Origin of the sequence: Enterobacter oligotrophicus, from assembly GCF_009176645.1 — a bacterium.
Taxonomy (GTDB): domain Bacteria; phylum Pseudomonadota; class Gammaproteobacteria; order Enterobacterales; family Enterobacteriaceae; genus Enterobacter; species Enterobacter oligotrophicus.
In genome coordinates this window covers 688,918-710,176 of record NZ_AP019007.1, presented here as the reverse complement: position 1 = coordinate 710,176, position 21,259 = coordinate 688,918, and the positions used below count along the sequence as shown (strand labels likewise).

23 protein-coding genes and 3 tRNA genes are annotated in these 21,259 nt (G+C 52.5%); 15 read left to right on the top strand and 11 right to left on the bottom strand.

Annotation, left to right across the window (positions count from 1 at the left end):
• The first annotated feature begins 82 nt into the window (after positions 1 to 82).
• The 5 genes from tcyJ to sdiA all read left to right on the top strand — a co-directional run bounded on the left by tcyJ (position 83) and on the right by sdiA (position 4,363).
• Positions 83 to 883 carry a cystine ABC transporter substrate-binding protein gene (gene tcyJ, locus EoCCA6_RS03395; RefSeq protein WP_152081472.1) on the top strand — a complete coding sequence of 267 codons (801 nt, stop codon included), beginning with the start codon at positions 83 to 85 and terminating at the stop codon, positions 881 to 883.
• A 107-nt stretch (positions 884 to 990) separates the two neighbouring features.
• The gene (gene dcyD, locus EoCCA6_RS03390; protein ID WP_152081471.1) at positions 991 to 1,977 is read left to right on the top strand and encodes a D-cysteine desulfhydrase; all 987 of its coding nucleotides are present in this window, start codon (positions 991 to 993) and stop codon (positions 1,975 to 1,977) included.
• Positions 1,978 to 1,998: 21 nt separating this feature from the next.
• Complete coding sequence (gene tcyL, locus EoCCA6_RS03385; RefSeq protein ID WP_013096022.1) at positions 1,999 to 2,667, top strand: cystine ABC transporter permease; 669 nt, start codon at positions 1,999 to 2,001, stop codon at positions 2,665 to 2,667.
• Positions 2,664 to 3,416, top strand: a complete 753-nt coding sequence (gene tcyN / locus EoCCA6_RS03380; RefSeq protein WP_152081470.1) for an L-cystine ABC transporter ATP-binding protein TcyN — start codon at positions 2,664 to 2,666, stop codon at positions 3,414 to 3,416. Before tcyL ends, tcyN begins: the two co-directional genes overlap by 4 nt.
• Positions 3,417 to 3,640: 224 nt before the next feature.
• On the top strand, positions 3,641 to 4,363 hold the full coding sequence (gene sdiA, locus EoCCA6_RS03375; protein WP_152084392.1) for a quorum-sensing transcriptional regulator SdiA: 723 nt from the start codon (positions 3,641 to 3,643) through the stop codon (positions 4,361 to 4,363).
• Positions 4,364 to 4,427: 64 nt separating this feature from the next.
• On the opposite strand, the gene EoCCA6_RS03370 is transcribed toward sdiA, so the two are convergent.
• Entirely contained in the window at positions 4,428 to 4,652 is a 225-nt protein-coding gene (locus EoCCA6_RS03370; protein WP_152081469.1) for a DUF2594 family protein, read from the bottom strand.
• A complete protein-coding gene (locus EoCCA6_RS21745; protein ID WP_420841609.1) occupies positions 4,639 to 4,719 on the bottom strand; it encodes a hypothetical protein in 81 nt (26 codons plus the stop codon). Before EoCCA6_RS21745 ends, EoCCA6_RS03370 begins: the two co-directional genes overlap by 14 nt.
• Before the next feature lie 402 nt (positions 4,720 to 5,121).
• On the opposite strand from EoCCA6_RS21745, the gene uvrY reads away from it, so the two are divergent.
• The 8 genes from uvrY to EoCCA6_RS03330 all read left to right on the top strand — a co-directional run bounded on the left by uvrY (position 5,122) and on the right by EoCCA6_RS03330 (position 10,061).
• Complete coding sequence (gene uvrY / locus EoCCA6_RS03365; RefSeq protein ID WP_152081468.1) at positions 5,122 to 5,778, top strand: UvrY/SirA/GacA family response regulator transcription factor; 657 nt, start codon at positions 5,122 to 5,124, stop codon at positions 5,776 to 5,778.
• Entirely contained in the window at positions 5,775 to 7,607 is a 1,833-nt protein-coding gene (gene uvrC, locus EoCCA6_RS03360; protein ID WP_152081467.1) for an excinuclease ABC subunit UvrC, read from the top strand. Before uvrY ends, uvrC begins: the two co-directional genes overlap by 4 nt.
• Before the next feature lie 56 nt (positions 7,608 to 7,663).
• The gene (pgsA, locus tag EoCCA6_RS03355; RefSeq protein WP_003859652.1) at positions 7,664 to 8,212 is read left to right on the top strand and encodes a CDP-diacylglycerol--glycerol-3-phosphate 3-phosphatidyltransferase; all 549 of its coding nucleotides are present in this window, start codon (positions 7,664 to 7,666) and stop codon (positions 8,210 to 8,212) included.
• A 152-nt stretch (positions 8,213 to 8,364) separates the two neighbouring features.
• Positions 8,365 to 8,440 (top strand) — tRNA-Gly (locus EoCCA6_RS03350).
• A gap of 51 nt (positions 8,441 to 8,491) precedes the next feature.
• Positions 8,492 to 8,565, top strand: a tRNA-Cys gene (locus EoCCA6_RS03345).
• A gap of 11 nt (positions 8,566 to 8,576) precedes the next feature.
• Positions 8,577 to 8,663, top strand: a tRNA-Leu gene (locus EoCCA6_RS03340).
• Between the two features lie 243 nt (positions 8,664 to 8,906).
• On the top strand, positions 8,907 to 9,374 hold the full coding sequence (locus EoCCA6_RS03335) for an Hsp20 family protein (protein ID WP_152081466.1): 468 nt from the start codon (positions 8,907 to 8,909) through the stop codon (positions 9,372 to 9,374).
• 276 nt (positions 9,375 to 9,650) lie between these two features.
• Positions 9,651 to 10,061 (top strand): DUF4354 family protein, encoded by a 411-nt coding sequence (locus EoCCA6_RS03330; protein WP_167515525.1) that lies wholly within the window; start codon positions 9,651 to 9,653, stop codon positions 10,059 to 10,061.
• A 68-nt stretch (positions 10,062 to 10,129) separates the two neighbouring features.
• On the opposite strand, the gene EoCCA6_RS03325 is transcribed toward EoCCA6_RS03330, so the two are convergent.
• The 5 genes from EoCCA6_RS03325 to EoCCA6_RS03305 all read right to left on the bottom strand — a co-directional run bounded on the left by EoCCA6_RS03325 (position 10,130) and on the right by EoCCA6_RS03305 (position 15,136).
• Positions 10,130 to 10,846 carry an ABC transporter ATP-binding protein gene (locus EoCCA6_RS03325; protein WP_152081464.1) on the bottom strand — a complete coding sequence of 239 codons (717 nt, stop codon included), beginning with the start codon at positions 10,844 to 10,846 and terminating at the stop codon, positions 10,130 to 10,132.
• Positions 10,843 to 11,718: an ATP-binding cassette domain-containing protein gene (locus EoCCA6_RS03320; protein WP_152081463.1), complete on the bottom strand. Its 876-nt coding sequence runs from the start codon at positions 11,716 to 11,718 to the stop codon at positions 10,843 to 10,845. The genes EoCCA6_RS03325 and EoCCA6_RS03320 overlap by 4 nt, the downstream gene beginning before the upstream one ends.
• The gene (gene livM / locus EoCCA6_RS03315; protein WP_152084391.1) at positions 11,715 to 12,989 is read right to left on the bottom strand and encodes a high-affinity branched-chain amino acid ABC transporter permease LivM; all 1,275 of its coding nucleotides are present in this window, start codon (positions 12,987 to 12,989) and stop codon (positions 11,715 to 11,717) included. Before livM ends, EoCCA6_RS03320 begins: the two co-directional genes overlap by 4 nt.
• A gap of 11 nt (positions 12,990 to 13,000) precedes the next feature.
• Positions 13,001 to 13,915 carry an ABC transporter permease subunit gene (locus EoCCA6_RS03310; protein ID WP_152084390.1) on the bottom strand — a complete coding sequence of 305 codons (915 nt, stop codon included), beginning with the start codon at positions 13,913 to 13,915 and terminating at the stop codon, positions 13,001 to 13,003.
• Positions 13,916 to 14,014: 99 nt separating this feature from the next.
• Complete coding sequence (locus tag EoCCA6_RS03305) at positions 14,015 to 15,136, bottom strand: branched-chain amino acid ABC transporter substrate-binding protein (protein ID WP_152081462.1); 1,122 nt, start codon at positions 15,134 to 15,136, stop codon at positions 14,015 to 14,017.
• Between the two features lie 426 nt (positions 15,137 to 15,562).
• Here EoCCA6_RS03305 and EoCCA6_RS03300 point away from each other — a divergent pair, with 426 nt between their 5' ends.
• A complete protein-coding gene (locus tag EoCCA6_RS03300) occupies positions 15,563 to 16,231 on the top strand; it encodes a YecA/YgfB family protein (RefSeq protein WP_152081461.1) in 669 nt (222 codons plus the stop codon).
• A gap of 32 nt (positions 16,232 to 16,263) precedes the next feature.
• Here the strand turns inward: EoCCA6_RS03300 and tyrP are convergent, their stop codons facing one another.
• The 3 genes from tyrP to yecR form a co-directional block, all read right to left on the bottom strand.
• The gene (gene tyrP, locus EoCCA6_RS03295) at positions 16,264 to 17,475 is read right to left on the bottom strand and encodes a tyrosine transporter TyrP (protein ID WP_152081460.1); all 1,212 of its coding nucleotides are present in this window, start codon (positions 17,473 to 17,475) and stop codon (positions 16,264 to 16,266) included.
• A 259-nt stretch (positions 17,476 to 17,734) separates the two neighbouring features.
• Complete coding sequence (ftnA, locus tag EoCCA6_RS03290) at positions 17,735 to 18,232, bottom strand: non-heme ferritin (protein WP_152081459.1); 498 nt, start codon at positions 18,230 to 18,232, stop codon at positions 17,735 to 17,737.
• A gap of 204 nt (positions 18,233 to 18,436) precedes the next feature.
• Positions 18,437 to 18,772, bottom strand: a complete 336-nt coding sequence (gene yecR, locus EoCCA6_RS03285; protein ID WP_152081458.1) for a YecR family lipoprotein — start codon at positions 18,770 to 18,772, stop codon at positions 18,437 to 18,439.
• Between the two features lie 247 nt (positions 18,773 to 19,019).
• On the opposite strand from yecR, the gene EoCCA6_RS03280 reads away from it, so the two are divergent.
• On the top strand, positions 19,020 to 19,658 hold the full coding sequence (locus EoCCA6_RS03280; protein ID WP_126545470.1) for an RpiB/LacA/LacB family sugar-phosphate isomerase: 639 nt from the start codon (positions 19,020 to 19,022) through the stop codon (positions 19,656 to 19,658).
• A 38-nt stretch (positions 19,659 to 19,696) separates the two neighbouring features.
• Here EoCCA6_RS03280 and EoCCA6_RS03275 read toward each other — a convergent pair whose 3' ends face one another.
• Positions 19,697 to 21,115 (bottom strand): MFS transporter, encoded by a 1,419-nt coding sequence (locus EoCCA6_RS03275; RefSeq protein ID WP_152081457.1) that lies wholly within the window; start codon positions 21,113 to 21,115, stop codon positions 19,697 to 19,699.
• Positions 21,116 to 21,259 lie beyond the last annotated feature (144 nt).

Below are 21,259 nucleotides of genomic sequence, written 5' to 3'. Positions count from 1 at the left end.
GAATAAGATGTAGCGGAGTCGCCTTTGACGTTACAGGTGAAATCTCTACACTACTCAAAAATTCCACTGTATCGGGGTATATATGAAATTAGCACTTCTGGGTCGTCAGGCGCTGATGGGGGTGATGGCCGTTGCGCTGGTCGCGGGTATGAGCGTGAAAACGTTCGCGGCAGAAAATCTGCTGAATAAAGTGAAAGAGCGCGGCACGCTGTTGGTTGGGCTGGAAGGAACCTATCCTCCGTTCAGCTTCCAGGGCGATGACGGTAAACTGACCGGGTTTGAAGTGGAGTTTGCGGAAGAGCTGGCGAAACATCTGGGCGTGAAAGCGTCCCTGAAGCCGACCAAATGGGACGGTATGCTGGCGTCGCTGGACTCTAAACGTATCGATGTGGTGATTAACCAGGTAACCATTTCTGACGAGCGTAAGAAGAAGTATGACTTCTCCACGCCGTACACCGTATCCGGTATTCAGGCGCTGGTGAAGAAAGGGAACGAAGGCTCCATCAAATCAGCGGCTGATCTGAAAGGCAAGAAAGTCGGTGTGGGTCTGGGCACGAACTATGAAGAGTGGCTGCGCCAGAACGTGCAGGGCGTGGATATCCGCACCTATGATGATGACCCGACCAAATACCAGGATCTGCGCGTTGGCCGTATTGATGCCATTCTGGTTGACCGCCTGGCGGCACTGGATCTGGTGAAGAAAACCAACAACACGCTGGCGGTTGCCGGTGATGCGTTCTCTCGTCAGGAAGCCGGTGTTGCCATCCGTAAAGGTAACGACGATCTGGTGAAAGCCATTGATGGTGCCATTGCGGACATGCAGAAAGATGGTAGCCTCAAGGCATTGTCTGAGAAGTGGTTCGGAGCAGACGTCACCAAATAAGTCTTTGATGGTAAAAAAAAGGCGCTTTTAAAAGCGCCTTTTTTATTTCTGGCACGACTACGTGCATAATAAAAAAAGTGCCTATTTACAGAGTTACCGGAGGTTTCATGTCACTGCAGAATTTAACGCGCTTTCCCCGCCTGGAGTTTATCGGCGCACCCACGCCGCTGGAGTATCTGCCGCGATTTTCCGACTATTTAGGACGCGATATTTTTATTAAGCGTGACGACGTGACGCCAATGGCGATGGGCGGCAATAAGCTGCGTAAGCTGGAGTTTCTGGCGGCTGACGCACTGCGTGAAGGTGCGGATACGCTGATTACCGCAGGGGCCATTCAGTCCAACCACGTTCGTCAGACGGCGGCAGTCGCGGCAAAACTTGGGCTCCACTGTGTGGCGCTGCTGGAAAACCCCATCGGCACGCGAGCAGAAAACTACCTGACCAACGGTAACCGCCTGCTGCTGGATCTGTTTAACGTGCAGGTCGAAATGGTCGACGCGCTGACCGATCCAACCGCACAGCTCGACGAGCTGGCCACGCGCCTGGAAGCGCAGGGATTTCGTCCCTATGTCATACCTGTCGGCGGCTCGAATGCACTGGGGGCGTTGGGCTATGTCGAAAGTGCGCTGGAAATTGCCCAGCAGTGTGAAGGGGCGGTGAGTTTATCTTCGGTAGTGGTGGCGTCCGGAAGTGCAGGCACCCACGCCGGGCTGGCGGTCGGCCTGGAGCAGCTGATGCCGGACGTTGAGCTGATTGGCGTCACCGTGTCCCGTAGCGTTGCGGATCAAAAGCCAAAAGTGGTGACCTTACAGCAGGCGGTGGCAGAGCAACTGGAGCTGCAGGCGAAAGCGGAGATTGTGCTGTGGGATGACTACTTTGCGCCTGGCTACGGTACGCCAAACGACGAAGGGATGGACGCAGTGAAGCTGCTGGCGCGCCTTGAAGGTATCCTGCTCGATCCGGTTTATACCGGTAAGGCAATGGCGGGGCTTATCGACGGCATTGCGCAGAAACGCTTTAAGGATGAAGGTCCGATTTTGTTTGTTCACACCGGCGGAGCACCTGCACTGTTCGCCTATCATCCGCATGTCTAAAAATCAGGTCGAAAAATAATAATGCAAGAAAGTATTCAACTGGTTATTGATTCGTTGCCGTTCCTGCTGAAGGGGGCGGTGTTTACGTTACAGCTCAGTATTGGCGGGATGTTCTTCGGGCTGGTGCTCGGGTTTGTGCTGGCGTTGATGCGCATGTCGCCCGTCTGGCCGGTGCGTTGGCTGGCGCGGTTCTATATTTCCGTGTTTCGCGGAACGCCGCTTATTGCTCAGCTGTTTATGATTTACTACGGTCTGCCGCAATTTGGTATCGAGCTTGATCCGATCCCGGCGGCGATGATTGGCCTGTCGCTGAACACCGCGGCGTACACCTCGGAAACCCTGCGTGCGGCAATCTCCTCCATTGATAAAGGCCAGTGGGAAGCCGCCGCCAGTATCGGTATGACGCCGTGGCAGACTCTGCGCCGGGCAATCCTGCCGCAGGCCGCGCGCGTGGCGCTGCCTCCGCTGAGCAACAGCTTTATTAGCCTGGTGAAAGATACGTCGCTGGCGGCAACCATTCAGGTGCCAGAGCTGTTCCGTCAGGCGCAGCTGATCACCTCGCGTACACTGGAAGTGTTCACCATGTATCTGGCGGCTTCGCTGATTTACTGGGTCATGGCGACGGTGCTTTCCGCGCTGCAGAACTATTTTGAAAACCAGCTTAACCGCCAGGAGCGTGATCCGAAATGAGTGCAATCGACGTCAAAAACCTGGTGAAAAAATTCCACGGGCAAACGGTGCTCCACGGTATCGATCTGGAAGTGGAGCAGGGTGAGGTAGTGGCGATTATCGGGCCAAGCGGTTCCGGTAAAACCACGCTGCTGCGCAGCATTAACCTGCTCGAACAGCCTGAAGGCGGCACGATCCGGGTAGGGGATATCACCATTGATACCGGCAAATCCATTAGCCAGCAGAAAGGGTTGATCCGCCGTCTGCGCCAGCATGTTGGCTTCGTTTTCCAGAGTTTCAACCTTTTCCCGCACCGGACGGTGCTGGAAAACATTATTGAAGGCCCGGTTATTGTGAAAGGCGAACCAAAGGAAGAGGCGACGGTTCGCGCACGGGAATTGCTGGCAAAGGTCGGGCTGGCGGGCAAGGAGACCAGCTACCCGCGCCGTCTGTCGGGCGGCCAGCAGCAGCGCGTGGCGATTGCGCGTGCGCTGGCAATGCGTCCGGATGTGATCCTGTTCGATGAACCGACATCCGCGCTCGATCCAGAACTGGTGGGTGAGGTACTGAATACCATTCGCCAGCTGGCGCAAGAGAAGCGCACGATGGTGATTGTGACCCATGAAATGAGTTTTGCCCGCGATGTGGCTGACCGGGCTATTTTTATGGATCAGGGGAAAATTGTGGAGCAGGGGCCCGCGAAAAACCTGTTTGCGAATCCGCAGCATCCGCGAACCCGGCAGTTCCTTGAAAAATTCCTTATGCAGTAGCATTTATGTGCTAAATTTGCTCCAGATTATCCCGCTGGAGCAAATTATCCTCCCCTGAAGTCCCTTTTCCTGTTCCTTTTATTCGGTTCATTCTGGCTAACTCATTTTAAAACTGAAGATAATGGTTTTGCGGCCGATATTTTGTATTAATAAATAAGTTTTATGTGTTACGTTATATTCACCATAATAATGATTATCTTTATCAGGGGCTTCATTCAGTCAGTATGAGGGATTCAGACTTTTTCACATGGCGGCGGGAATGCTTCCTCCGGTTTCAGGAATTGACCTGTGCCGACGAGGTATATCAGGAACTTCAGCGACAAACGCAGGCACTCGAATTCGATTATTTCGCACTCTGCGTTCGTCATCCTGTACCTTTTACGCGCCCTAAAATAGCAGTACATTCCACCTATCCGCAGCAGTGGATGGCGCAATATCAGTCAGAGAATTATTTCGCTATCGATCCGGTGCTCAAGCCTGAGAATTTCATTCAGGGGCATTTACCCTGGACAGATGAATTATTCGCTGATGCGCAGGAATTATGGGATGGCGCGCGCGACCACGGTTTGCGTTCGGGAATAACGCAGTATCTGATGTTACCCAATCACGCGCTCGGTTTTCTTTCCGTCTCGCGAGATGGTGCGCAGGTCAGTATGACCCGTAGCGAAGAAATTGAGTTGCGTTTGCAAATGCTGGTGCAAATGGCATTGACCTCTCTGCTCCGTTTTGAACACGAGATGGTGATGCCGCCTGAAATGAAATTCAGCAAGCGTGAGCGGGAAATTTTAAAGTGGACGGCGGAAGGGAAAACGTCAGCGGAAATAGCCATCATCCTCTCGATTTCAGAGAATACCGTTAACTTCCATCAGAAGAATATGCAGAAGAAATTCAATGCACCGAACAAGACGCAGATCGCATGTTATGCCGCGGCGACGGGGCTTATCTGATCAACCCAACGTTCTGCGTGTCAGACAAGACAACGGCTGAATGCACTGCATCCAGCCGTTTTTTTTACTGACGGTAAGCCTGTTTAATTTGCTTAACAGTATTAGCAAATACCGCGGACTCCGCTTCATCTTCCATCTGCGCGATCTGTTTTTCCATTTTAATGATCACACGTCCGGCGTCGGCCTGGCCCATTGCCTGCAGCATGAGTGTCAGCAGCGATTTCAGGCAGTTTACTTCCTGTGCCAGCTCTTGGTTATTCTCCGCAGTGGCGAATTCAGGTGTGCTCATTTATTTTCCTCATTATAAAACAGCGCTCGAGCGCGACGATGAAAGTTAAGGCGGCGGAGTATACCACAACCTGGGGTAAAAAAAGCAGTGGTTGTTTTTTGTACTTTTCTGCATTTTGTTTATTTGCGTAAACAGCGTTCGGGGGTAATCTTTACCGCATGTCATCTGCAATTAATTGTTTATCACCGGTTCGCTTGCCGTTAATTGTTGTTACAAAAAGTTGAAAGCTGTTTTGATGTGAGGCTTCAATGCGTATTTTTTGTAACTTTTTGAATACAGATGCTTAAAAATAGCCGCTAAGGCTCTGGCCGCGCGGGTTTTCCTTTCCACTGTCTGTACAGGCTAATTTCCAAAAACGAGAGCAAAATCGAAGCGCGGGTTTTTTAGCGTTTTAATCTTGCGAGGAAAACCGTTAATATAAACGTAATTAGCAGTCAGTAGCGTTATCCCTATTCTGGAGACATTTCCTTTGATCAACGTCCTTCTTGTTGATGACCACGAACTGGTGCGCGCAGGGATACGACGCATTCTTGAAGATATAAAGGGTATCAAAGTTGCTGGTGAAGCATGCTGTGGCGAAGATGCTGTAAAATGGTGTCGCGCCAACTCAGCAGACGTCGTGTTGATGGATATGAACATGCCCGGCATTGGCGGGCTTGAAGCAACACGTAAAATCGCCCGCACGTTTGTTGATACCAAAGTCATCATGCTGACCGTACATACCGAAAATCCTCTGCCTGCGAAAGTGATGCAGGCAGGCGCGGCCGGGTATCTGAGTAAAGGGGCCGCCCCGCAGGAAGTTGTCAATGCCATCCGTTGTGTATATGCCGGGCAGCGCTATATTGCCTCTGACATTGCCCAACAAATGGCGTTGAGTCAGATTGAGCCGGAGAAAACGGAGTCGCCGTTTGCCAGTTTGTCTGAGCGCGAATTGCAGATTATGCTGATGATCACTAAAGGTCAGAAAGTGAATGAGATCTCTGAACAGCTGAATCTCAGCCCGAAAACGGTTAACAGCTACCGCTATCGGATGTTCAGTAAATTAAACATTCACGGTGATGTCGAGTTGACTCACCTGGCTATTCGTCATGGTCTGTGTAATGCGGAGTCGTTGATAAGTCAGTGAGTGAAGCGTTCGATTCAAAAGCATTTCTGAAAACCGTGACCAGCCAGCCAGGCGTCTATCGCATGTATGACGCTGGCGGTACGGTTATCTATGTGGGTAAGGCAAAAGATCTCAAAAAACGCCTTTCCAGCTATTTCCGCAGCAATCTGGCCTCCCGTAAGACCGAAGCGCTGGTCGCATTGATACAAAATATTGATGTCACCGTGACGCACACCGAGACGGAAGCGCTGCTGCTTGAACACAACTACATTAAGCTCTATCAGCCGCGCTACAACGTACTGCTGCGTGATGACAAATCCTATCCCTTTATTTTCCTGAGCGGCGATACCCATCCGCGTCTGGCCATGCACCGTGGTGCCAAACATGCGAAGGGTGAATATTTCGGTCCCTTCCCGAACGGATATGCCGTGCGGGAAACGCTGGCGCTGCTGCAAAAAATCTTCCCCATTCGCCAGTGCGAGAATAGCGTCTACCGGAACCGCTCGCGTCCGTGTCTGCAGTACCAGATTGGTCGCTGCCTCGGGCCTTGCGTTGCCGGGCTGGTGAGTGAAGAAGAGTATGCGCAGCAGGTGGAATATGTGCGCCTGTTTTTAGCCGGTAAAGACGATCAGGTCCTTACCCAGCTGATTGCCCGCATGGAAAAAGCCAGCGCTGCGCTGGAGTTCGAAGAGGCTGCGCGCATTCGCGACCAAATCCAGGCGGTGCGCAGGGTCACCGAGAAGCAGTTTGTCTCCAATACGGGTGACGATCTGGATGTTATCGGCGTTTCGTTTGACGCCGGTATGGCCTGTGTTCACGTGCTGTTTATCCGCCAGGGGAAAGTGCTCGGCAGCCGCAGTTACTTCCCGAAAGTGCCTGGTGGTACAGAACTGGGTGAAGTGGTCGAAACCTTTGTCGGGCAGTTTTACCTGCAGGGGAGCCAGATGCGCACGCTGCCATCGGAGATCCTGCTCGATTTCAGTCTTGATGACAAAACCCTGCTGGCAGATTCCCTTTCAGAGCTGGCTGGCCGTCGCGTCAATGTGCAGACCAAACCGCGTGGGGATCGCGCGCGCTACCTTAAACTGGCGCGTACCAACGCGGCCACGGCGCTGACCACTAAACTTTCGCAGCAGTCGACGGTCCACCAGCGTTTAACCGCTCTGGCATCCCTGCTGAAGCTGTCGGAAGTCAAACGTATGGAGTGTTTCGATATCAGCCATACGATGGGTGAGCAGACTGTGGCGTCGTGCGTGGTATTTGATGCCAACGGGCCGTTGCGGGCGGAGTACCGTCGCTACAACATCACCGGGATCACGCCAGGTGATGACTATGCGGCGATGAACCAGGTTTTGCGCCGTCGCTATGGCAAAGCGATTGAAGAGAGCAAAATTCCTGACGTCATCCTGATCGACGGTGGCAAAGGGCAGCTTGGCCAGGCGAAGGCAGTATTCGCATCTCTTGACGTTGAGTGGGACAAAAACCATCCGTTGCTGCTCGGTGTGGCGAAAGGGGCGGATCGTAAAGCCGGGCTGGAAACGCTGTTTTTCGAACCGGAAGGTGAGGGCTTTAGCCTGCCGCCGGATTCCCCTGCGCTGCATGTGATCCAGCATATCCGCGATGAATCGCACGATCATGCGATCAGCGGCCATCGTAAGAAACGGGCGAAAGTCAAAAATACCAGTACGCTTGAGACCATCGAAGGCGTTGGGCCAAAACGTCGGCAAATGCTGTTGAAGTATATGGGCGGATTGCAAGGATTACTCAATGCCAGTATGGAGGAAATTGCAAAAGTGCCGGGTATTTCGCAAGGGCTGGCAGAAAAGATCTACTACTCGTTGAAACATTGAGGGCTCTGTAGCAACATAGAGCTAAATTTTACTGACAACAGACAGTTACCGTCATTATGCGATTTAATATCCCTACGTTGCTCACTCTCTTTCGCGTCGTGCTTATCCCGTTCTTTGTACTGGCATTTTACCTGCCGGTTGTCTGGGCTCCTTTCGCCTGTGCGCTGATTTTCCTGATTGCCGCCGTTACGGACTGGTTTGACGGCTATCTGGCGCGTCGCTGGAATCAAAGTACCCGCTTTGGCGCGTTCCTCGATCCGGTTGCCGATAAAGTGATGGTGGCGATCGCGATGGTGCTGGTTGCTGAGCACTATCATACCTGGTGGGTAACGCTGCCTGCGGCAACGATGATTGGTCGTGAGATCATTATCTCTGCCCTGCGTGAGTGGATGGCGGAGCTGGGTAAACGCAGCAGCGTGGCGGTATCGTGGATCGGCAAAGTGAAAACCACTGCGCAAATGGCGGCGCTGGTCTGGATGCTGTGGCGTCCGAACGCCTGGGTTGAATGGGCAGGGATTGGCCTGCTGTGGGTTGCCGCGGTGCTGACGCTGTGGTCAATGCTGCAGTATTTAAACGCTGCTCGCGGAGATTTGCTTGAACAGTGATCGTTTCGACGTAATTTTCAGCAAACGATCCAGGGATGTAAAAAATAACGTTGACTCAAAACGTCATATCAGTAGAATGCAACGCATCGAACGGCGGCACAGTTAGCCGGACGATAATGAAATCAAGTGGTTAGATGTTAACTTAATAACATGCGGGAATAGCTCAGTTGGTAGAGCACGACCTTGCCAAGGTCGGGGTCGCGAGTTCGAGTCTCGTTTCCCGCTCCAGATTAAATACATCGGCAATCGCGGGTGTAAGTCGAAAGACAACAGATTTAAGGCGCGTTAGCAAAGCGGTTATGTAGCGGATTGCAAATCCGTCTAGTCCGGTTCGACTCCGGAACGCGCCTCCACTTTCTTCCCTGGCCGGATGGTGGAATCGGTAGACACAAGGGATTTAAAATCCCTCGGCGTTCGCGCTGTGTGGGTTCAAGTCCCACTCCGGCTACCATGGGAAAACAAAGAATAATCAAAGCAATAAGCAGTGTCGTGTAAACCACCTACGGGTGGTTTTTTATTGCCTGAAATTCACCTCTCCGAAAATGAATCTCCTCCAACTGCGCCATACCCTGACGGGCTAAAAAAAATTTTCTGGCAGGGCTTGAAAACGGTGTGAGTGGAATTATTTTATTTATCGGACAAGCAATGCTTGCCTCTATGTTGAGCTTTTGAACAGGAATTCAGGAGGTTAATTATGGCACTCAGAACCTTGTCAGCACTCCCGGTATTTGCTGATTCTATTTTCTCAGACCGATTCAACAGAATAGACAGATTGTTTAGTCAGCTAACAGGTGACACCCCTGTCTCTGCTTCGCCTGCATACGATCTCAGGAAACAGGATTCGAATCGCTATCAACTTACGGTAAGCGTTCCAGGCTGGAAGGAAAACGAGCTTGAAATTGAAACCGTGGGGGGAAATTTGACTGTTTCTGGTAAGCGGGCCGAAGAATCGACAGAAGAAAACGAAAACTGGATATATCGTGGTATTCGACGTGCGGATTTCCAGTTGAGCTTTTCATTACCTGAGCACACCAAAGTGAATGGTGCAAGGCTGGAGAATGGCCTGCTGCAGGTCGATATTTACCAGGAGATCCCGGAAAGTGAAAAACCTAAAAAAATAGCGATAGAGAATAACCAGAAAGTGATAGAACATAAATCATAATCGGGTGAGTGCTCAGCGCACGTCACACACTTTATTTCAGAATAACAAACAGTTATGCACTTCATATTTTGACCTGCCTGCGCAGGTCTTTTTTTTGGGCAAAACACGTCAGTTCGGTGGCGGAATGGTCAGGAATTATTTCATGTGCGTGGCCTGTCCCGTTACGGGATGATGCCGAATGATTGTTTTACGTTCGTTTACTCCAGGTTTATGTTTAAATTTGGTGGAGTCATCTTTATGAGATATAACCTTCAGAGGTTTATAAAGGAGGTTGTTATGAAAAGAGTTAACGCTCTCGTTCTTTCTTCATTCGTTCTTGTCTCATTTTCTACATGGGCCGCAGAGGATCTGCACAACAAACTTGTTATCCAGGCAATCCCTGAATCCGAAGGGACGGTGGTTATTGAGGGGCAACCTAAATACGAGAAAACCTTCAACCTTGTCGTTTCGAGTAAGGTTGATGCGCCAATTGAGCTTACAGGTTTTGTTGGGTGTTACAGGGCGTTCGATGAGAAAGGTAAAGAGTTCGATGAACGCACGGTGCAGTTAGATCTGTTAGGGACGTTAAAAGATGGCGCGGCAAAAGTTGGTCATGTCTCTTTCGTCAGTGACGATGACGCCGTTTACAACGCTAAATTTGTAAAATGGTCAAAAGAATGTCCTAATCTGCCGCAGAAACCAAAGTAATACGGGATCAAACAACCCGCTCAGGCGGGTTTTGTCGCGCTCAATCCAGGCGTCATTGCACGGATTCTTCACACACCACCCAGATACGCCTTCCTCACTTCCTGATTTCCTAGCAGTTCTTCACCGCTGCCGCTCAGCCGTATTTGCCCGTTGACCATCACATACCCTCGGTCAGAGAGCTTCAGCGCATGGTGTGCATTCTGCTCTACCAGAAATATCGTCATGCCATTCCGGGCCAGCTCGCGCAGTGTCTGGAAGATCTGTTTCACCACAATCGGTGCCAGCCCCAGGCTAGGCTCATCCAGCAACAGGAGCTTTGGTCGGCTCATTAATGCGCGGGCGATAGCCAGCATCTGCTGCTCTCCGCCAGACATGGTCATGGCGCGCTGTTTACGCCGTTCTTTCAGGCGTGGAAACAGATCGAACATGCTTTGCATATCTTCCGCCGCATACTGACTGCCGATGGGGATTGTCCCCATCAGCAGGTTCTCTTCAACCGTCATATCCGGAAAGATACGCCGTCCTTCAGGTGCCTGGGCGATACCGCCGGAGGCGACATAGTGGGTGGATTGATGGCTAATATCCTCCCCACAGAAGAAAATCTGACCGTTGCGAATACGCGGCTGCCCGAAGATTGACATCAGCAGCGTCGATTTACCCGCGCCGTTGGCACCAATCAGCGCCACGGTTTCGCCTTTATTGACCTCAAGGGAAACCTGTTTTAGCGCCTGGATCACGCCATAAAAAACGTCGACGTCACGAAACGCCAGCATCGGTTCGCTCACAGGTTGACCTCGCTTTCTTCTGTACCCAGATAGGCGGCAATCACTTTTTCATCATGCTGGATCTGCTCTGGTTTTCCCTGAGCAATCACGTCGCCATGGTCGAGCACAATAATGTCGTCTGAAATCCCCATTACCATTCCCATATCATGCTCAATCAGTAAGACCGTCATGTCATGGTGATCGCGCAGAAAACGAATAATGTTACTCAGCTTGTGCGTTTCCACCGGGTTCAGGCCTGCGGCGGGTTCATCCAGGCAGATCATCTCCGGGCCGGTGCACATTGCGCGCGCAATTTCGAGCCGTCGCTGTTGCCCGTAGGACATCTCGCCTGCCAGACGATTCGCGCAATCCACCAGGTCAACCACTTCCAGCCAGTAAAAGGCCCTGTCCAGTGCGTCACTTTCTGCGCGACGGTAAGCGGGTGTGTTCAGCACGCCCGCGAGCAGATTGCGGTTGACGCGCATATGCTGTGCAACCAGCAGGTTTTCAATGACCGACATTTCGCGAAACAGACGGATGTTCTGGAAAGTGCGCGCAAGACCGGCGCGGTTAACCAGGTGAGTCCCGCCAAACATTTTATAGAAAAGACGTTGCCCCAGCTGTGCCGGGTTGACCCAGTCACCTGGCTGGAACTTCTGCCCGAGCACCTGAATGACGTTGGTGGTTTTGTGGCGCGTATTGAACAGAATGCTGCCGCCGGATGCCCTGTAAAATCCGGTCAGGCAGTTAAATACCGTTGTTTTCCCCGCGCCGTTCGGCCCGATCAGGGCGGTAATCGATCCGCGTTGCACGTCAAGGTTGACGTCGTTTAACGCCTTAATCCCGCCAAAGTGCATCATCAGATGTTCGACGCGTAATATCGTCCCGTTCATGGCGCGACTCCCTTACGCACGGCGAAACCGCTGCGGTTAATGCGGATCAGGCCGCGAGGCCGCCAGATCATCATCACCACCATCAGCATGCCAAACAGCAATACCCGGTACTCCGCAAAGCTGCGTAACAGCTCCGGGGTGACGGTGAGCACGAAGGCGGCCAGAACCACGCCCACAGTGGAGCCCATACCTCCCAACACCACAATCGCGAGAATGAGTGCCGATTCAAAAAAAGTGAATGACGTCGGGTTCACAAATCCCTGATACGTAGCAAAGAACACTCCGGCAATGCCTGCCGTCGAAGCACCCAGCGTAAAGGCCGAGAGCTTGACCAGCACATGGTTCAGCCCCATCGAGCGGCAGGCGATTTCGTCTTCGCGCAGCGCTTCCCACGCCCGGCCAATCGGCATTCGCGTCAGGCGGTGTTTGATGTAAAGCACCAGCAACACCACCAGAAACAGCACTGCGTAGATAAAGATAAACTTCATGTTCGGGTTATAGGTCAGGCCGAAAAACTCGTGGAACGGTACGCCGCCTTCTTTTGCCCGTCGGCCAAATTCAAGGCCGAAAAAGGTAGGAGGCGGGGCAGAAACGCCGTTCGGCCCGCCGGTGAAAGAGAGCCAGTTGTTCAGGACCAGGCGGATGATCTCCCCGAACCCGAGCGTCACAATAGCCAGATAATCCCCGTGCATACGAAGCACCGGGAAGCCGAGCAGGGCACCGGCGGCAGCGGCCATGATTGCCGCCAGCGGCAACATGCTCCAGAATCCGAGCCCCAGATACTGGTATCCGAGCGCCAGGCCATACGCACCGATGGCGTAAAAAGCGACATAGCCCAGATCCAGCAGCCCGGCAAGACCGACCACGATGTTCAGCCCGAGCCCGAGCAACACGTAGATCAGCCCAAGAATGGCAACGGTCAGCACGTATTTGGTGGCAACAAACGGGAAGCAGATCGCAAGAGCAATAATCAGGGGAATAATCCAGCGCATACGGCTCTTATATTCAGGAGGGCGGACATAAACGCCAGCGCTGTCCGCCTCAAAACGCGCCTGAAAACGCCGTCCGTAAGCCGTCCCTAAAAACGCACTCAGCAGAAAACGCCCCAGCATAACGATGGCGATGATCCATGCCAGCCGCCGACCTTCGAAGTTAAAGCTGTACCCGTCCAGCACTACGCCCGCGATGGGGCCAAAAATAATCAGAGCCACCAGTCCGGAAAAAACGGCATCCAGAATGCAGCGCTTAAGGGAAAACCCGGCAGATATCATTGTTTTCACCTTTACACTTTGGCCACGACAGGGCGGCCAAGCAGCCCCTGAGGACGGAAAATCAGGATCATGACCAGTAAGCCAAACGAGAACACGTCTTTATAATCTGAGTTCACCATCCCGGAGAATTGCGCTTCGGCCACGCCGAGTATCAACCCGCCGAGCATGGCACCCGGCAGAGAGCCAATGCCCCCCAGCACCGCCGCCGTAAACGCCTTAATACCGATGACAAACCCGACGTAGAAATCGAAGGTGCCGTAATTCATGGTGATCAATACGCCTGCCAGACCAGCCATCGCTGCGCCGATAACAAACACCAGCGAAATGATTCTGTCAGTATTAATTCCCAGAATGGATGCCATTTTGCGATCCTGCTGCACCGCGCGGCACATACGTCCCAGCCGGGTATGGCTGATTATCCAGGTCAACAGCAGCATCCCTGCGAACGAGGCGAGAAGAATAAACACTTTGGTGTAGGTTATCTGGACAAAACCTTCCCCAAGATGGAGGCGGAATACGCCGTCCAGCATGGTTGGAACGCCCTGCTGACGCGGGCCTTGGCTGAGCTGGGCGTAGTTTTGCAGGATGAGCGACATCCCGATGGCGGAGATCAGCGGTGCCAGACGGGTCGAGTTGCGTAGCGGTTTATAGGCGATGCGCTCGATAGTCCAGCCATAGACGCCCGTCACCACAACGGTAAATACCAGCGTACCCAGAATCAGCAGGGGAAAGGATTCCAGACCAAAGAAGGAGAGCAGTGCCAGTCCGATGGCACAGAGATAAGCGGAAATCATATACACTTCGCCGTGGGCGAAATTGATCATGCCAATGATGCCATACACCATCGTATAACCGATGGCGATTAACCCGTATACGGAACCCAGCGTTAATCCATTGATCAGTTGTTGCAAAAAGAATGTACTCATCATCGCGCGCTCGTGTTCTGGGCCGCGCATTGCGCGCAGCCTGATGTTTATTACGCGTCGACAGGCGAACCTGCCGACGTTGAGCGTGACTCCGTCCCGTTACTGCACTTCCTTATATTTTCCTTTGTCATCCCACTGATACACCACATAGTCAGAAACTTTCAGGTCGCCTTTGCTGTCCCAGGCTTTTTTACCCATCACCGTGTCGACGGAATTGGCTTTCAGCCATTCGCTGGCTTTGGCGGAATCGGTTCCTTTTGTGGCGTTAAATGCTGCCGCGATGGCCTGGATTGAGGCATAGGCGTAGAGAGTGTAGCCTTCAGGTTCGAACTTACCGGCGCGGAATTTATCGATAACGGCTTTGCCATCCGGGATCAGGCGTGGATCTTTCCCGAAGGTCATGTAAATACCATTAGTGTATTGCGGGCCACCTGCCGCCGTGACCATCTCTTCATTGACGATGCAGTCACCGGAGAAGAACTTGGCCTGCACGCCCTGTTCACGCATCTGACGAACCAGCGGGCCCGCTTCCGGGTGGCAGCCACCGAAGAAGACCACGTCCGGTTTTTGTGCGCCAATTTTGGTTACCAGTGCGTTAAAGTCCTTTTCCCCGCGCGATAAGCCCTCGTACATCACATCCTGAACACCGCGTTTTGCCAGCGCGGCCTTAGTGGCGTCTGCCAGCCCCTGCCCATAGGTGTCTTTATCGTGGATGATCACCACACGTTTGGCTTTCAGCTTATCGATAATGAAATCGCTGGCGACCTGGCCCTGCTGGTCATCGCGACCACACATGCGGAACATATCACTCATGCCGCGTTCGGTAATCAGCGGGTTTGTCGAACCGGGGGTGATGGAGATTATTCCTGCGTCGCTGTACACCTCAGAGGCGGGCATGGTGGAAGAGGAGCAGAAATGGCCGACCACGGCGTTGACTTTGTCCTGGTCAACTAAGCGGTTGGCGACGGCGACCGCCTGCTTTGGCTCGCATGCGTCATCGCCCTGAACCAGTTTGATTTTCTCGCCGTTGATCCCGCCCGCGGCGTTAATGTCTTCTGCGGCCTGTGTTGCACCATGCCAGTACTGATCGCCATAGGTTGCATTCGGCCCCGTGAACGGCCCGGCCACGCCAATGACTATATCGGCCTGGGCGGAAAATGCCGTCACCAGACAACCAGCCAGCACAAGAGAAAGGGGACTTCTGATAAATTTCAGCGACATTATTATGTTCCTTAGCAAAGAGGTTTTTGCACCACGGTATAAACCTGAACGCCTGCTGGCGTTGTCAATCCAAAAACAAAAGCGAGAACAAAATGCACGAAACGAACGAGATCCAGACATTATTCAGCTCAGTACGGCGAGTTTTTCCGGCGTGGTTACGCGCGAAAAAGACTAAGCAAGAATGTTGCCAGAATGGTTAACCCGTTGAGTGGGTTGCGACATGTTTGAGTATAGAGCGCCGTTTTACGCAGCCTTCGGGGATGGCGCGAAATTACAGCGAAGATCACATCCCGTTAACAACAATGCCCATAAGTTGTGCAACGGTCACGATTTGCACGTTTTTACGGCAGCCCCGGCCTAAACTTCAGATAGGCATCGACTGCAATATATGTCAGGATCGTTTCCTTTTTATCAGGAGTGTCAGTAATGACTGAAGGCCCATTAAATGAAAGTGAAATGGAGTGGCTGGAAGAGACGTTAATGTCTTACGGTCATGACGATGCGTCCGTGATTGACGTGTCCGAACTGGACGGCATGCTTACCGCAGTGCTTTCCGGCCCCGTTGTGGTTGAACCCGATACCTGGCTGGTGGCGGTATGGGGCGGCGAGAAATATATTCCGCGCTGGAAAAACGATCGTGAAATGAACCGTTTTATCGATCTCTGCTTTAAGCATATGAACGACATTGCTGAGCGCCTGAGCGAATACCCGGATCAGTTTGAACCGATGTTTGGCTATAACGACGTTGACGGCCAGAGCTACACCGTGGTGGAAGAGTGGTGCTACGGCTATATGCGCGGCGTGGCGCTGACAGACTGGTCCGCATTGCCTGACGCGTTAAAAGCGGATCTGGATGTTATTGCGCTGCACGGTTCAGAAGAAAACAGCGAGACGCTGGATGACCTGACCGAAGCGGAATACACTGCCAGCATTGAGCGTATCCAGCCAGCGGCGTTGCGTTTGTACAACTACTGGGTGGAAAACCCGCAGCAGCCGGAAGCGAAAAAGCCAACGGTGAACGGGACGAAGGTTGGCCGTAACGATCCGTGTCCGTGCGGCAGCGGAAAGAAGTTTAAGAGTTGCTGTTTGCACTGATAAAAAGAGGGGCTCATTCAGAGCCCCTTGCGTTATCCCACTTCCGGCAGCATCCCCGCTGCGATCAAAAACTGCACCAGAATAATGACCACGCCACAGGTAAACACAATACACAGCAGCGGCTTACCGCCCGCTACGCGATACCCTTGCTGAGGATGCTGCTGACGGCTTTTCCACGCCAGCAGGGAAGGCAGCAGCAGCGCCAGTACCGATAACGCCACACCCGCATAGCCCAGCGCCATCACAAATCCTCGCGGATAAAACAGCGCGAAGGCCAGCGGGGGCAGGAAGGTGATCGCCCCTGTCTGTAAACGTCCGGCAACGGTGTTGCGACGCTGGAACAGATCCGCCAGGTAATCAAACAGACCGAGCGCCACACCCAGGAATGAGGTGGCCAGCGCCAGGTCTGCGAACAGATGTACCGCCAGCTCGACGTGTGGGGAAGTGACGACCTCACGCAGCGCCAGCAGGAAACCATTCAGGCCCGAATGCGCCGCCATTAAACCGATAAAGGTCGGGGAATCAATGCTGCCGAGCGTCACCAGTTGCCAGAAGATATAGGCGATCAGCGGAATGGCGCTGCCGATAACAAAGACGCGACGCAGCTTGCGTATGTCCCCCTTCATATAGCTAACAATGCTCGGTACGCTGCCGTGGAAACCGAATGAGGTGAAAATCACCGGGATGGCGGAAAGCGCCAGCCCCTTCTCCAGCGGCAGCGTCAGCAGGTTAACCTTGTGAACATGCGGTGCCAGCAGAACTAGCATCACAATCAGGAAGAGAATTTTGGCACTGAACAAAAAACGGTTAAACAGATCGACCAGTGTAGTCCCTGCACAGACGACACCGCCGCCAGTCAGCGCGAAGAACATGGCACCGGTCGCCGGTGAAATGTCAAAGCCGAACCCGTCATTAACGCTGGAGGCGATCAGCTCCCCGGCACCGCTAATGTAAGCGGCGGTGAGGGCGTACATCAAAAACATCATGCTAAAGCCGGTGAGCCACTTCCCGTAGCGCCCGAGATAGCGTGCCGCAAGCGAGCCCAACCCTGTATCAGCAGGAACATGCTGATAAACCTCCAGCAGTAGCAGGGCGGTGTAACACATCAGTGCCCAAAGCCCGGCCAGTAACAGCAGCGTGACGCTAAATCCAACGCCTGCGGCTGCCAGTGGCATTGCCAGCATTCCTGCGCCAATCGTCGTACCGGCGACGATAAAAATACTTCCCAGAGTTCTGTTTTTCACGCTTTCCTCTACAACCGTTCCATATCGCGACAAAATCTGCGGCGCAGAGTAAGGGAAAAGCCGTAACTCGTCAAATCACCGTTACAACCCATGTAATTAAATGTTTACGGTTCGACAGAGGGGCACAAATCGGGGCTGGCGCTAAGCGATATCTGGCGATGAGAAAGTGATGTGTTTAATTGTGTGCGAGGGAAAGAAAAGGTAATACGTGGCGTGGGTGTCATGAAAACGGTGCTGAAAGATCAGCACCGTCAGAGAATTAATTCTGCGTATCGAGCGTGGAAAGTTCTTTATCAATAAAGTAAAGACCTTCACCGGATTTACCTGCCAGAGATAATTTATCCAGCACGGATTTAAACAGTTTCTCTTCTTCATGTTGCTCTGCAACATACCACTGCAGGAAATTAAAGGTTGGATAGTCCTGGCCGATCATAGCGGCATGAACCAGTTCGTTAATTTTCTGGGTGATCAGCTGCTCATGCTCGTAGGTGGCTCGGAACAGCTCATCAAGAGAACCGTATTCCGCAACCGGGGAAGCCACCGGTTCAATACGCGGCAGGCTGCCGGTATCGGTCATGTAGTCAAACAGGCGCTGCATGTGAGTCATCTCTTCCTGCGCATGGCGACGCAGAAATGCCGCAGCACCTTCAAAGCTGTGGTAGCTGCACCAGGCGCTCATTTGCTGGTAAAGGAGAGAGGAATAAAGCTCAAGGTTCATTTGTGCATTGAGCTTGTCGATCATTTCAGTTTTCAGCATGGTGCAGCTCCGGTTTATTATTTCTGGTTCACGATGAGCGACACTATAATTTGTTATTTAATTATTTGCAAAAAGTAAAATAAATATTTCTTTATTAAAAATACGAATGGGAATAAAACGCATTGACGCTTTGTATTTATATTAATGAGAATTATTTTTGTTCTTAATTAAACAGACTGCCAGCGGTGCTGGCAGCAGAGATTATTACCACGGATTGGTTGCATTAGGGTTAACGGCGTAGCCCATGCATTTATACTGGATCGTCACGCTCTCATTAAGACACAGAGAGCCACTAATGAGGGTACATGTTTTGACGGGTTGACCATAGGCGGAGGCGGTGGCATATCCCATGCTCTGACAGGCTTTAACGGCTGTACCGTTATTCACATACTCATCGGAGTGGGCGTTTTGCAGTATGGCCTGGCCGAAGTCAAGGCGGACAATCCCGTTGGGTGCGTCAAGATGACTGACCTCAGCCTGGCGGTTAATGTTACACCCAGCGAGAAGCAGGATCGTGCCAGCTATGATTACTCTTTTCATGGTTCACTCTGCGTGAAGGGGAAATACGTTATTTTAACGTCCACCGTTCAGGTCAATGGCTGGAATAGCCGGAGGATCAACCCTTTCTCTTCGCAACGAACAGCATCAGGTCGAGAAATTGTGAGCGCATCTGTGTTTTTTAAAACAAGTTTTCACTTAATTTGAAAGCATGTTTGTTTGATAGTAAGGTTACTGATGAAAAGGTATCCACAGCGGGACTTCCCGCCATGCATTCAGGAGAGAAAAGATGAAAATTGCACTGATGATGGAAAACAGCCAGGCAGCTAAAAATCCCATCATCCTTAATGAGTTAAAAGCCGTCGCCGATGAGAAGGGCTTCCCGGTGTATAACGTAGGCATGAGTGATGAGAACGATCATCACCTTACCTATATTCACCTTGGAATCATGGCGAGTATTCTGCTCAATTCAAAAGCCGTTGATTTTGTTGTCACCGGCTGCGGTACGGGTCAGGGTGCGCTGATGTCTCTGAATATTCATCCGGGCGTGATTTGTGGCTACTGCATCGATCCTGCTGATGCCTTCCTGTTCGCGCAGATCAACAACGGTAACGCGCTCTCCCTGCCGTTTGCGAAAGGCTTTGGCTGGGGTGCGGAGCTGAACGTGCGCTTTATCTTTGAAAAAGCCTTCACTGGCCGTAATGGCGAAGGTTATCCGCCAGAGCGTAAAGAGCCACAGGTGCGTAACGCCGGGATACTGAACCAGGTGAAAGCCGCCGTAGTAAAAGAGAACTATCTCGATACTCTGCGTGCGATCGATCCTGAACTGGTGAAGACTGCCGTTTCCGGCCAGCGCTTCCAGCAGTGCTTCTTTGAAAACTGCCAGGACAAAGAGATCGAAGCCTTCGTTCGCGGGATTGTGGGCTAACTGTGTCATTGCCGGGCCGTGTTGCCCGGCTTATAACATCACCTCTTCGTCGATACGGCGCTGCCCGCATCTTTAGTCAGGCGTAGCGTGTCAAACATCCCCACCAGGCAAATGAGCGCGATGGCGACAAACGCCAGCCGGAAGCTAATGCCGGGTATGGCTTCAAGCCCAAACGCCTCACTGATTTTTTCACCAATGCGAATACCAATTGCGCCCAGCGTGATGCCCAGCCCCACGGCAAGCTGCGTGGCGGTGGAAAACAGCGTATTGGCGTAACTCATCTGGGCTGAGGGCACATCGGCAAAGGCGAGCGTGCTTACTGCCGTAAACTGAATCGAACGAAATACCCCGCCGAGGTAAAGGATCAGCATAATCAGCCAGACGGGCGTGTCGGCGGTAAGAAATGCGCAGGCCAGCAGCGCCAGCACGTTTAATGCGCCGTTGATCAGCAGCAAGCGCTTAAAGCCTAATCCACGGATTAAGGGCGTGGTGGCGGGTTTAATAGTGAGATTCCCGACGAACACGGCAAGAACCAGCAGGCCAGAGTGAAAGGCATCCATCCCAAAGCCAACCTGAAACATCAACGGTAGCAGGAAGGGAACGGCGCTGATTGACGCGCGGAACAGCGAACCTCCGTACATTGTCACGCGGAACGTGGGAACCTGCAGTGCATCAAGCCGAATCATCGGCCATTTCGTGCGCCTGAAATGGCGCAGAGCAAACACCAGCGAAAGTAGACCCACAACCATCAGTGCAAGCGTTATCCCTTCCTTTACATGCTGCCCGCCCAGGGTTTCCATCGCATAGACCAGGCTGACCATCGCAATCGTTGTTGCAACAAAGCCCGTGAGGTCGAAGGGGCGACGAGCATCTTCATGCAGGTCGGGAATAATACGCAGCGCCAGAATAATGGCCACAATCCCCAGCGGAACATTAATAAAGAATATCCAGCGCCAGTCGGCGTAGCTGGTAATAAACCCGCCCAGCGGTGGGCCAATAATTGGAGCAACCAGCGCGGGCCAGGTCAGTGTGGCGATGGCTGTAATCAGCTGGTGTTTTGGTGTCGTGCGCAGGACGGCCAGACGACCGACGGGCACCATCAGCGCGCCGCCCATCCCCTGCAGGACACGCATGGCGACAAACTGATCGACCGTGTTCGACAGCCCGCAAAAAACAGAGGCCAGCGTGAAGATCGCCAGTGCAAAGGCAAATACTTTGCGCGCGCCGAAGCGGTCGGCAATCCAGCCGCTGGCGGGGATGAGCACGGCAAGCGTAATGAGATAGGCGCTGATCCCGATATTCAGATCCACCGCCTGCACGCCGAAACTCTTCGCCATGTCGGGCAGGGCGGTGGCAATCACCGTCCCGTCAAGAAACTCCATAAAGAAAGCACCGGCAACCAACAGCGCCGCAGGCGATAAGCCACGACGCTCTTTGTCAGTTATGTTCTCGCTCATTTTTCCTGCCATATCAAAAAATTTTATAAAAATTTACTGGAATTTATACGATCGTAACTAACGGATTTATCGTCATTTTTATTAACATCTCAGCCGCGCAGTGGGTTTTATGACTGTGATTTTAGTCACAAAAGTATTGATTTT